This window comes from Streptomyces sp. NPDC045287 (assembly GCF_056432325.1).
Genome location: NZ_JBWKJG010000033.1, coordinates 25,248 through 35,237, shown reverse-complemented (window position 1 = coordinate 35,237; position 9,990 = coordinate 25,248). Strand labels below are relative to the sequence as shown.

The following is a 9,990-nucleotide window of genomic DNA, read 5'->3' as shown; positions in this document are numbered from 1 at the left end:
CCCGCGGAGCGGGTCCCTCCGGGCTGCGCCCGGAGAAGCGAGCCGGGTCGCTGCGCTCCCCGGGCGCTCCCGCTCCGCGTGAGCGGATGCGGCTCGCTCCGCGCACCGCCTGGCGGCACGCGCTCCGCGCGCACCGCCAGGGGCAGGGTAGCCGGGCCGCGTTGCGGCCCGGGGCCGGCCTCCGGCCGACCGGTGGCCTCCGCTGCGCTCCAGCCACCCGCTACCCCACCGCCTAACCCCACGTCACCCGCCGTACCACGGGGCGCGCCACGCTCCGCGCGGCCCACCCACAGGCCTTACGGCCCCAGCAGCAGTGAGGGGAGGGAGGGGTGATGGGTAGTCGGGCAGGTGACGGGGCGAACGGAAGTCGGGGAGGGGGAGGGTGGGTGGTTCGGGGGTGTGCTTCAAAGATGTCAGCTAGCTTAAGACTGGAATGGTTGCACGTCACCTCTGACCAGGAAAAGAGAGTTGAGAGTTTACTCAGAGGTGCATCGCGTACGGAATAGAGAAAGTCAGAGGGCTTGACGCAATGCGGCCCTGCGGCAGCAGAAGGAAACGGGGGTGAATTCGCTTGAGAGATTACCTGGGTGGTGTCGGAGGGCGTGGGCTCGCTATGGCCGGCCAATGGTGTGCAGCTGAGTTCGCTGCGGTTGGAGGTGATCCCGCAGGAGGGTGTGAAGGTCGCCAGGGGACGTCCGCACAGGCTGCCGTGCGGGGACCTCAGCCACTGATATATGGGGAGATCAAGAAACTGCAGGTCAGCACGCTGAAGAGGGGGAGATATGTACCGGTTGAGGGGACGTATCGACGTCGATGTGTCTCGACTGAGGGGGCATATCGTCCGCTCGATGTCAACTGCGCACGACATGATCTAGTGCCTGATGTCAACTGGACACGACATGGGGGAGCGGATGTGTCCCGTGTGGGGACCGCCCGACGGCCAGGGGGGAGATCTGTCCCCCCTGGGGGGACACAACTCGTGCGGCATGTCGTGTCGAAGCGACATCCATGTCAAGCACAGGTGACATACTGCTTCGCGTTGCAGAGATCAACCGCTTGGAGAGCAGCCTCGTGTCGACAGAGCCGCAGCGCCGCCGTACAAGCCCCCGCGGGGCGCCGCAGCCGAAGCTGCCGCTGGGAGACCCGTCGGACGCCTGGAACCAGCCGCTGCGGCCCGTCAAGGACCTGGACGACGTCGCCCGCGCCTACCCCGGCCGCAAGCTCACGCTGGACAGCGAGCGGAAGCCGCTGGAGTTCTACGGCCCCCCGGACGAGCCGAACGCCTTCTCCATGGACAGCCTGGAGTTCTTCCTGGTCATCGCGCAGTTCTTCCGCGAGGCGCTGCCGCTGCGGCTGATCCTGCTGCTGATCGCGTGCCAGAAGGCCGGCGGACGCATCCCGCTGACTCAGGACGAGATGGCAATCGTCCTGGACGTCACGCGGACCAAGGTGAACGAGGCTCTGCAGGAGGTCATGTCCCACGGGATCGTGTTCCGGGTGAAGCGCGGCGTCTACCAGTTCAACCCGCCGTACTCCTACCGGGTGGCCGAGTTCATCCCGGGCACGGAGACCATGGAAGCGCGGTACGTCCGAGTCGACCAGCACGAGACGATCGCGAAGATCCGGTCGGACGAGGCGCTGCCCGACCTGGTGCGCTTCCCGTCGCTGGAGCGGATGCGTCAGGAGATTGAGCAGATGCGCGAGGAACGAGCGAAGATTCGTGCTGCGCGCCGCGCTGAGCGGGCGCAGCAGAAGGAGAAGGGGACCGGACAGTGAGTGGTCTGCATTTCGCCGCGGTGAACGCGGAAGGGATCGTCGCCGACCTGGACCTGCTGCCCGCGGCGTACCGCGTGTTGCTGAAGATGCGCGCCCACAGCGAGCCGGGCGGACGGATCGAGGTTGACCAGATCACCCTCGCGCAGATGCTCGGGCTGAGCCGGGCCGCGGTGAACGCGGCTCTGCGCGACCTGGACCTGGCGCAGTTGGTGAAGAAGCAGCGTGCCGGCGTCTACCAGCTCAACCCGATGCTGGCCGCCTACCTCTCCCCCGAGGACGCCGTTGCGGCCGTCAAGGCGATGCCGAAGGACCAGCGGCTGAACTCCTCCAGCTTCGTGGAGCACTACCGCCAGGCCGTCACGGCCTACCAGGACCAGCTCGCCGAGAAGCGCCGGCAGCGCGAGAACGCCAAGCGCCGCCAGAACCTCAAGGCCGTGTCCTGACCCACTGCTCACCCCGGCGGCGCTGCACCCATTGGTGCAGCGCCGCTCTCGTTCCTGGTGTCGAGGCTGACACCGAAGGGCCCTGCCTGGATGGACAAAGATCCATCAGTGCGGGGCCAAACGGCCTGTCGTCCGTCTCGTTCGGCGCCACATCCTCTCGGCAGGGGCACGGTGCCGACCTCATGTGCGGGCAGGGAGTGTCAGATCCGGACGCACGGTTCCTGCGCGTGGGAAACGTGCAGGTCGCAGCTCCGTGAGAGGAACCCGCCGTGTTAGTCACCCTCGTCAGCCGGACCGCCTGAACCCTCGCCAGCCGAGAGCAGGAGCCCGTCATGGAGCGCACGTCCACGGAGATCGTGAAGGCCGCCGACATCATCGCCATCGAGACCAGCGCCGACCGGGGCGCCGTCGACAGCGAGCTCGCGTACCTGGCGCCGACGGTGGCCGCCGCGCTCGGGCTGCTCGCCGACGCCATTAAGCGGGGCACCGCCGACCGCGAGAGCGTCGTGCAGGCCCTGAAGGAGGCGGCCGTCCATGAGCGGTTCGTCGACGTCCTGGCGGCTGCGTCCGAGGACGTCATGGACGGGAGCGAGGACCCGTACGACTTCGACGCGCGCCTGGACGCCGACAACCTCTCGGGCGCGGCCTCCGAGGTCCGCAACCTCTTCCGCTGGCTGTAGACCACCCGCCCGCCGAACGATCCACCCGAGGAAGGAGACCGCGGTGAGCACCGATCCCGCACACCCCGACCACCAGGACCAGCTCCTGGTCCCGCTCGCCGCCGAGGACGTCGCCGCGTTCGGGAGCGGCGGGTGGGGTCGGCCCCCCGAATGTCATCGCTCTCCGGCCCCCGGATCACCGGTAGCAGCAACTCGTGCGGGAGACACAGCAGTGCCCCGGACCGACCGGGTCCGGGGCACTGCTGTGGGTCGATCAGGCTTCGACGTACGCCACGATCGTGATCTGCCGGAGGGCGGTCACGTAGTAGATCACCCGGACCCCGTCGACGTCGTCGACGTAGTCGCGCAGCAGGGTGTCGGGCACCGGAGTGCCGAGGTCCGGGTTGACGCTGATGGCGACGATCGCGCGGTCCAGGCGGTGCGTCTCGGTGGCCGTCAGCTTCTCCAGCTGGCTCAGCGCGGGTTCCACCAGGACGACCTGGGACCGGCGCGGCGCGGGCTCAGGCGACACGGGGCTGCTCGCCGGCGAGGCGCTCGAGGTGGGCGTCGCGGGCTTCCTCCCACAGCACACCGGACTCCGCGGCCGGGTAGCCGTGCTCCGCGATGTCCTCCAGCACCGAGGCGAGGACATCGACCCGGGCGCGCTGGTCGGCCGCGTAGGCGCGGATCGACGCGGCGGCGTGCTCATCGAGGGGCTGGCGGTCGGGGACGGGCGTGGGGGCCGGCTGCTGGCTCATCCGGGGCTCCTGGACGTTGCTGGCGTGTGTTCTCACGGTAGCGCCGGGGCGGGGCGCTCTGGGACGGGTACGGACGAAACCCGGCGCCGGCCCCGGAGACGGGCCTGCGGGTGTCCCCTCCCGGCTCTCAGCTCCGGTGATCGTCCGGTCGGCTGCTCTGCTGACGCTCGCATTCGGCGATCCGGTCGTCCAGGTAGTGCTGAAGCAGCTCAGCAGTGGTCGCGGAGCTCTCGGTGCGGCCTGTATCGCGCAGGAGACGCTCGCGTAGCCGCCAGTGGGCGTCCTGGTCCCACCGCTCTTCATCGAACGCCTCGTCGCCCGGCCAGGCCATCTCGACGACGAGGTTCTCCCAGTCCTTCAGGCCGTCCAGCGCCCACCTGATGCGGTCCGCCCGCGTGGGGCTATCGACACCCGAGAACCTCACGTAGCAGGGGTGGTCGCACAGAACGCGGGCGGCGTAGGACAGGGGCACGCCGCCATGCTCTACGGCCCACCCCCACACGGCCAGTGCCTCGATGAGGGGTGGCGGATCAGACGGGCGGGGATCGGAAAGCGCCATGGCTCCAGTAAACCGGCCGCCCGAACCGGGATGGGTGGGATCGGTCAAGGCTCACTGAGACGGGGACAGCGGGGCATCCGCTGTCCTTGACCACCCACACAGAGCGTGATCACCCTCAAAGGGGAGCTGTCACGCTGTCACGCTGTCACGCGCACACGCCCCTGGAGGGGGCTCCGGGACCTATTGTCCTCTGTCAACGGACAGGGGATACGGAGGCGGACCGGGCTTGAGCAACTGCCCCCTGGCCAGGTGAGTATGTGTACTCACGCGCCGGGCTCGGCATGATCGGAGACTGGGCGCATGACCCGAACCCACGGCTCCACCAGCACGTTCGCCCGCTCCTCGCGCCGGCCGCGGCTCACCCTGGCCCTGACGGTCCTTGCGGTGTTGGTACTCGGCGCCTGCGGCACAGCCAAGGCCACCGGCGGCGGCGAGTCGGCCTCGACCGCGGTGGCCACGGCTCCCGTGACCGCGAAGCCCATGGGAAGCCTGTCCTCTCCGGCCCTCGCCGAGATACAGGAGTACATCGCACAGACCTGCCCGGCTCCGGGAACCCCCCAGGAGGGGCCGCCGAACCCGCAGCCGGCTCCGGCTGGTGAGGAGGTTCCGGCCGGCATGGTCGAGCCGGTGATGCCCACGGCGGGTCCGGAGGTGGAGCTGGACGCGCGCGACTGGTGCGCGAGCAACCATCACGAGCAGCGCATCTACGTGGCCGTCCAGGAGCTGACGGACCCCACCCCGGCCAAGGTCAGGGCGGCCCTGAACAGCCTCGGCTACCCAGACGAGCGCATCCACGACCTCAAGCAGTCCGGTGCGACCACGCAGTTCTTCCTCGACCTGCGCGAGAACGGCGGACGGCTCTGCCTGGAGGGTTCGGTGGGTGGCGAGGAGCCCGTCGTGGACAAGTGCGTGGCACCCGCGACCGGCCCGTTCACGGCCGGGAGGACGCAGCACTGACCAGCACCGTACCGACCCGAGGTCCGTGGTCTGTTCGTCGACCGGTCGTCCGCGCCGCCTACACGATCCTTCCGGCGCTGTACGGCCGTCTTGCTCGGGGGAGCCTGCCCCCCCTGGCTGAGCTCGCTTCGCGTGCGGCGCTGTCCCGGGTGCGGGTCGGTGACAGCCGCAACAGCTCTGAGTCTCGGGTGGCATCAGTGGCAGGACCGTAGCGGCTGTCCAACTTCCCTGGCAATCGATCCATGTTCAGTGTCAGAGGACACCTATCGCGACCCCAAAACGCCATCATTACGGTCATTCGGGCGGGTGCTGTCACGCGGTCGGCGGCGGGCGTGACAGGGCGCGTGACACGCCGATTGTGACTCTCGGTGAACGTGACAGGGCGCGTTCGGCGCCCCGGGTGTCCGCCCCGCCGGCGGGGGCGGGTCAGTCGAGGTCGGCGCTGGCGAGGGTGACCTCGAGCGCGATGTGGGGGACCGCGTGCAGGCAGAATTCCGCCGCCGCGCTCGGGTCGGACGCGGTGCGCACCTCCTGCAACGTCAGGAGGCCGATCACCACTGCGGAGTCGACGGCCTCGTCCAGGACCTCGTCCACGGTGAACTCGCCGCTGGCCACCAGCTCCTGGATCAAGGCGACGGCCTCCTGCGGATCGTGTCGCCAGCGAGCGGCGACGTCCTCACCGGCGCTCGCCAGCTCCATGGCCGCGGCCTGCTCGTGCGGGCCGAGCGGGCCGTCCGGCTCGAAGACCTCCCCGGCCGCCGCCAGTGCGCACCGCGCGGCGAAGGTCCGCCCGGCCGCCGCCCGTTCCCGTGCCACGGCGGCCGGCCACCGGGCGTCGTCCTCGGTTCGGGCCATGTCCAGCAGTGGGGCGGCGCTGAGGCTGACCTGGAGGCACGGCAAGAGGTTCACCTCCACGCCCTCCTGGTCGGCCGGGGCGGCGGCGATCGGCCGGTAGACCGTGCCCGCAGCTTCGGCGCAGGCACCGATCAGCTGGGTCAGGGCGGCGATCAGTCGCGCGTTGCGGCGCCGGCGGGCGGGGAGGTCCAGACGGTCCGGTGTCGTGGTCACCCCGGCACTATGCCGTGCCCGGGGCCGGTGCTGCCCCGGGCACGGGTGTGGGTGATCAGTTCGAGAGCGACGGCCAGAGGTGCGGTTCACGGCACTGCCCGCAGACGACGCATCCGCCGCATCCCTTGCACCACTGCTTCGGCAGGCGCGGGCAGGCGCAGATCGGGTTGCAGTCGGGGTCGTCGTCGCCTTCGAACCGGGGCTCCCCGAGTGGCGGCGCGTAGTCGACGTGGACCTGGCCGTCGGCCGTCAGGTCCACGTACCGGGTGCCGAAGCCGGGCGCCTCCACCAAGGTGGCCACCGCGGGGTCGGCCGTGCTCACCGGTCGCCTGCTTCCGCCAGTTCGGCGGGCGCGAGGACACGGTCGAGCCAGGTGGCGAGTGCGGTCGTGGCTTCCGGGTCGGCCTGGGCGAGACGCCCGGCGAACTCCAGCTCGCCGTCGGCGGCCGGGGCGCCGGTGCGGGCGAGCGCGGTGAGCAGGGCGGCGTGGGCCCGCACCGCCGCGGGCAGCGAGCCGGCGGCGGCGGTACGCGCGGCCGGGTCGGCGTAGTGACCGGAGCGGTCGGCGAAGGCCTGCGCCAACCAGCCGTCGACCACCGGGTGGTAGTCGCCCCGGTGGACCAGGAGCTCGCGGGCGGCCTCGTCTCCGGGCCGGGTCTTCACCGTTCGGTCGAGTCGGCCGGCTCGCATGTGCGCGGCGAGCTCGTCGGCGCGGGCGGCGAGCCGCCGCTGCTCCTTCAGGCGCTGCTGCTCGGCTTGGGCGGCTCGCCGGTCGGCGGCGAGCTCGTCCTGGACGACGGCGTCACCGTTCGGGTCGTAGGTCCCGCCGGTGGTGGCGAGCAGCTGCGCGATGCGCTGCCACTCGCCGACTTCGGCCGGGCCGCGTTCGTCGTCGGCCAGGTCCTCGCGGTCCCGGTCGATGTGCTGTTGCAGCCGGGCGTCCTCCAGCGCGGCCGCGGCCTCGGTGGCGGTCATGCTGGTGGCCCGCCGACGCACCGAGCTGCGGCCGACCTTCGCCTGGTCGACCGGCTGGCGGGGCGCGGCCGCGCCGGGCGCGGGAACGTAGGGGCGGCGGCGGGAGCGGGGCGCAGGGGTGCTCACACGGGCCTCTCAATCGTCACGGAGAACGGACGGGATATCGAGCCGCCGCGCGTTGGACGCGACGGTCCACGGACAGGTTTACCGCAGCCGGGAATTCTGTGCTGCTAAAAGCGAATTTGGAGCCACTCCACGTCCGCGAATTTCACCTGTAGGCCTGCGCGTCCGCCACCGCCTTGACGGAAATAGGCGTCCGCGATGGCCTCCGCGACCGCGTCATGCAGATCGCTCTGCGTCGCACCTTCCTCCTGGGCGGCGATGATGGCGGCCGCGTGGGAGGGGGTGACGGCGACCGTGATGTCCCGCACCCGGCCCGCGTCCGAGGTGCCCTCCGGACCGAGGCCGAAGTACGCCCGGCAGGAGATGACCAGCCCACCCGAGGACGCCGCGCGCTGCCGGGCCTGCGCCCTGACCTGCGGTTGCCACTCCGACTCCGTCTCTTGCACCAGCACCTCCTTCAGGCGCTTGTTCGGCTTGGTGGACGCGCCCGAGAGGTAGCGCTGCACCGTCTTGCGGGAGACGCCCAACCGCTCCGCCAAGGACTTGATGGAGCCCTTCTCCCGCTTGCGAAGGAATTTCATCTGGGCACGCGGCGATTTCGGCGCGGGCCGGGTGAACAGGGCACGCTCCGCATGGGCGAAGCCCTCCATGAGCTTGGCCCGCGTCCTGGCCGCCTGCGCCGCCTTCTCCTCTTCAGTCATACGAACACCCCATCGGACGGGGCCTGTGGACAGTGGACGCAGTGGTGGTCACAGCGGCGAGCGGCAGCCGGCCCCCGCCCGCACGGCGGCTGGCCGCCCGGCGCCCCCGGGGCGGGCCGTCACGCCCCGAAGGGCGGGTCGTTGGGCGGAGTATGGATCTTCCGGCCCGTGTCGAGTGCCTGTCGGACGCCGCCTGCGACGTGCTGGAGGCGGCCGTGGCGGTCGGCTGGTCGCCGGCGGCCGCGACGGACGTGCTGGGCGTGGTCGACGCCCTGGTCGACGCCCTGGGCCGGCTCGGTCCTCCGGCGAGAAAGGCGCTGGCGCCGGCTCTGGCCGCGACGGCGGAGTTCCGGGCCCTCGTCACGGCCCCACCGCCCCCGGACGGTACGGCCGGGACGGCGGCCCCGGCGCGTCGCCGGCGGCCTCCGGATGGGCGGGGGGCGGGCGGTCGGCATGCCCGGCCCGAGTACTGGATCGGCCGCGACATGCGGGTGGCGGAGCAGCTGTGGCTCGACGCCCAGGAAGGCCGCGGCGGCCACCTCGCCGACCTCTTCGCTGCCCTGCCGCCCGCGGCGATGGTCGAAGCGGTGGACCGGCGACGCCGGGGCGAGGGCTGGCACCAGGTGCTCCAGGAACTGACCCAGCGGCACTGCATATGAACGAGCGGGCCCCGAATCGATGTCGGCCTGGGTGCGGCCGAGCACCACAGCTGACCAGCTGAATTTCGAGGCTACTGGGAATGAATTCGCAATGTCGCCTTCCCCGTCAGCTCGACGAGCGACGGCCTGATTCTGATTCAGCCAACCTTTACCCGCTTCCCCCAAGGGAGCTTTATACCCTTTCGCTTCCTTATGTCGCCGTTGCGAAAGGCCGTAAAGGCGGGCTGGCCAGTAACTGGCGCATCGGCAGCCGCTACCACACCAATAGCAAACTGATGTCTCCCCTCTCCGCCTCTGACAGGAAATCAATTGCGGGGCCAAATCGCTCCGTTCGCTGAACAGGCTATGCGACAGGCATTACATAAGAGGTGGCCCGCGCTATGCTTCTGATTCCTCCCGGCAACCCCGTCGGGATACCTCTGCTCTCCAAGGGAGCGATATGAAGCGCACGCTCGGAATCCGACTCGCCGCGACAGTCGGTGCGGCTTCCGTCATACTGGGTGGAACGCTGCTGGCCGCGCCCGCCGCGCAGGCCACCGCGCAGGACTGCGTGGGTTACCTCGCCGACAACGGTTACAGCTCCACTGACATCAGCCTCGCCTGTCAGGCCGGCTCGCTGAACACTCCCGCGGACTACGAGCTCTGCATCCTCGCCTTGACTCGGGTGTCCGGTGTCCCCGGCGGACTCGCCAGCGAGGCCTGTACGCGCGCTGGACAGTAGCCGCATCCACCGCACGGAAAAGACCGCTGTAAGGTGATTCCTGCTGTGATGGGAACTACCTAGAGCGAGTTTGTAGATTTTCCGGTGCCAGTTCATCGTCCACATGGAAATGTGCGATGAGTTGATCCTTCGGTAGGGGAAAATCTACTTGCCTGCATCACCGGGCTTCGTACTGGCCGTTTCGGCGCAGGCATTCTCGCCGTCGGCCTCAGGACAAGGGCTCGCCTCGGATGACCTGGTGACCCCGAGGCGAGCCTGGTGCCGCTCAGAGGTTGGCCTTCCATAAAAGCGGCAGAAGGACCAAACAAAGCGCTCAGCCACACCAGGGCTCGCGGGCTGTTCGGGGCGCGACTGATAAAGGTCGAATTCCAGGTGCTGGACGTCCGTGAACCGGACCTCTTCCAGGCTGCCGGCGCGGTGGCCGTTGTCCTGGAAGTACACCTCCTTGAGTCCTTCGGCCACGATCTCCTGGAGCTGCTGGTCGCTGGCGCCGGCCTTCTGGGCGGCGAAGCGAGGCGGCAGGGCGACGGTCAGGTACCGGATGCGGTCCTGGTCCGTCGACCCGATCGGCGCGGTGTAGCCCAATCGGGT

At 69.9% G+C, this 9,990-nt stretch carries 14 protein-coding genes; 6 read left to right on the top strand and 8 right to left on the bottom strand.

Annotation, left to right across the window (positions count from 1 at the left end):
* Positions 1–1,071 precede the first annotated feature (1,071 nt).
* The 3 genes from AC07D6_RS32365 to AC07D6_RS32355 all read left to right on the top strand — a co-directional run bounded on the left by AC07D6_RS32365 (position 1,072) and on the right by AC07D6_RS32355 (position 2,899).
* Complete coding sequence (locus AC07D6_RS32365) at positions 1,072–1,776, top strand: hypothetical protein (protein ID WP_479050344.1); 705 nt, start codon at positions 1,072–1,074, stop codon at positions 1,774–1,776.
* On the top strand, positions 1,773–2,219 hold the full coding sequence (locus AC07D6_RS32360) for a helix-turn-helix domain-containing protein (RefSeq protein ID WP_479050342.1): 447 nt from the start codon (positions 1,773–1,775) through the stop codon (positions 2,217–2,219). Before AC07D6_RS32365 ends, AC07D6_RS32360 begins: the two co-directional genes overlap by 4 nt.
* Positions 2,220–2,551: 332 nt before the next feature.
* The gene (locus AC07D6_RS32355) at positions 2,552–2,899 is read left to right on the top strand and encodes a hypothetical protein (RefSeq protein ID WP_479050340.1); all 348 of its coding nucleotides are present in this window, start codon (positions 2,552–2,554) and stop codon (positions 2,897–2,899) included.
* 253 nt (positions 2,900–3,152) lie between these two features.
* On the opposite strand, the gene AC07D6_RS32350 is transcribed toward AC07D6_RS32355, so the two are convergent.
* The 3 genes from AC07D6_RS32350 to AC07D6_RS32340 form a co-directional block, all read right to left on the bottom strand.
* Positions 3,153–3,410 carry a hypothetical protein gene (locus tag AC07D6_RS32350; RefSeq protein WP_479050338.1) on the bottom strand — a complete coding sequence of 86 codons (258 nt, stop codon included), beginning with the start codon at positions 3,408–3,410 and terminating at the stop codon, positions 3,153–3,155.
* On the bottom strand, positions 3,400–3,636 hold the full coding sequence (locus AC07D6_RS32345; protein ID WP_479050336.1) for a hypothetical protein: 237 nt from the start codon (positions 3,634–3,636) through the stop codon (positions 3,400–3,402). Before AC07D6_RS32345 ends, AC07D6_RS32350 begins: the two co-directional genes overlap by 11 nt.
* 127 nt (positions 3,637–3,763) lie before the next feature.
* A complete protein-coding gene (locus AC07D6_RS32340; RefSeq protein WP_479050334.1) occupies positions 3,764–4,108 on the bottom strand; it encodes a hypothetical protein in 345 nt (114 codons plus the stop codon).
* A gap of 387 nt (positions 4,109–4,495) precedes the next feature.
* Between AC07D6_RS32340 and AC07D6_RS32335 the strand changes: the two genes are divergently transcribed.
* Positions 4,496–5,152, top strand: a complete 657-nt coding sequence (locus AC07D6_RS32335; protein WP_479050332.1) for a hypothetical protein — start codon at positions 4,496–4,498, stop codon at positions 5,150–5,152.
* Positions 5,153–5,578: 426 nt separating this feature from the next.
* Here AC07D6_RS32335 and AC07D6_RS32330 read toward each other — a convergent pair whose 3' ends face one another.
* The 4 genes from AC07D6_RS32330 to tpg (AC07D6_RS32315) form a co-directional block, all read right to left on the bottom strand.
* The gene (locus AC07D6_RS32330) at positions 5,579–6,220 is read right to left on the bottom strand and encodes a hypothetical protein (RefSeq protein ID WP_479050330.1); all 642 of its coding nucleotides are present in this window, start codon (positions 6,218–6,220) and stop codon (positions 5,579–5,581) included.
* A gap of 55 nt (positions 6,221–6,275) precedes the next feature.
* On the bottom strand, positions 6,276–6,542 hold the full coding sequence (locus tag AC07D6_RS32325; protein ID WP_479050328.1) for a hypothetical protein: 267 nt from the start codon (positions 6,540–6,542) through the stop codon (positions 6,276–6,278).
* A complete protein-coding gene (locus AC07D6_RS32320; protein WP_479050326.1) occupies positions 6,539–7,321 on the bottom strand; it encodes a hypothetical protein in 783 nt (260 codons plus the stop codon). The genes AC07D6_RS32325 and AC07D6_RS32320 overlap by 4 nt, the downstream gene beginning before the upstream one ends.
* Before the next feature lie 104 nt (positions 7,322–7,425).
* Positions 7,426–8,019, bottom strand: a complete 594-nt coding sequence (tpg, locus tag AC07D6_RS32315; RefSeq protein WP_479050324.1) for a telomere-protecting terminal protein Tpg — start codon at positions 8,017–8,019, stop codon at positions 7,426–7,428.
* 152 nt (positions 8,020–8,171) lie between these two features.
* Here tpg (AC07D6_RS32315) and AC07D6_RS32310 point away from each other — a divergent pair, with 152 nt between their 5' ends.
* Positions 8,172–8,678 carry a hypothetical protein gene (locus tag AC07D6_RS32310; RefSeq protein ID WP_479050322.1) on the top strand — a complete coding sequence of 169 codons (507 nt, stop codon included), beginning with the start codon at positions 8,172–8,174 and terminating at the stop codon, positions 8,676–8,678.
* Positions 8,679–9,117: 439 nt separating this feature from the next.
* Positions 9,118–9,399 (top strand): hypothetical protein, encoded by a 282-nt coding sequence (locus tag AC07D6_RS32305; RefSeq protein ID WP_479050320.1) that lies wholly within the window; start codon positions 9,118–9,120, stop codon positions 9,397–9,399.
* 144 nt (positions 9,400–9,543) lie between these two features.
* Here AC07D6_RS32305 and tpg (AC07D6_RS32300) read toward each other — a convergent pair whose 3' ends face one another.
* Complete coding sequence (gene tpg / locus AC07D6_RS32300; RefSeq protein ID WP_479050319.1) at positions 9,544–9,984, bottom strand: telomere-protecting terminal protein Tpg; 441 nt, start codon at positions 9,982–9,984, stop codon at positions 9,544–9,546.
* Positions 9,985–9,990: the final 6 nt, after the last annotated feature.

Excerpts from the sequence above, each read along its gene's own strand:
- AC07D6_RS32355 (WP_479050340.1), top strand. The coding sequence starts at position 2,552 with ATGGAGCGCACGTCCACGGAGATCGTGAAGGCCGCCGACATCATCGCC.
- AC07D6_RS32345 (WP_479050336.1), bottom strand. The coding sequence starts at position 3,636 with ATGAGCCAGCAGCCGGCCCCCACGCCCGTCCCCGACCGCCAGCCCCTC.
- AC07D6_RS32335 (WP_479050332.1), top strand. The coding sequence starts at position 4,496 with ATGACCCGAACCCACGGCTCCACCAGCACGTTCGCCCGCTCCTCGCGC.
- tpg (WP_479050324.1), bottom strand. The coding sequence starts at position 8,019 with ATGACTGAAGAGGAGAAGGCGGCGCAGGCGGCCAGGACGCGGGCCAAG.
- AC07D6_RS32310 (WP_479050322.1), top strand. The coding sequence starts at position 8,172 with ATGGATCTTCCGGCCCGTGTCGAGTGCCTGTCGGACGCCGCCTGCGAC.
- AC07D6_RS32305 (WP_479050320.1), top strand. The coding sequence starts at position 9,118 with ATGAAGCGCACGCTCGGAATCCGACTCGCCGCGACAGTCGGTGCGGCT.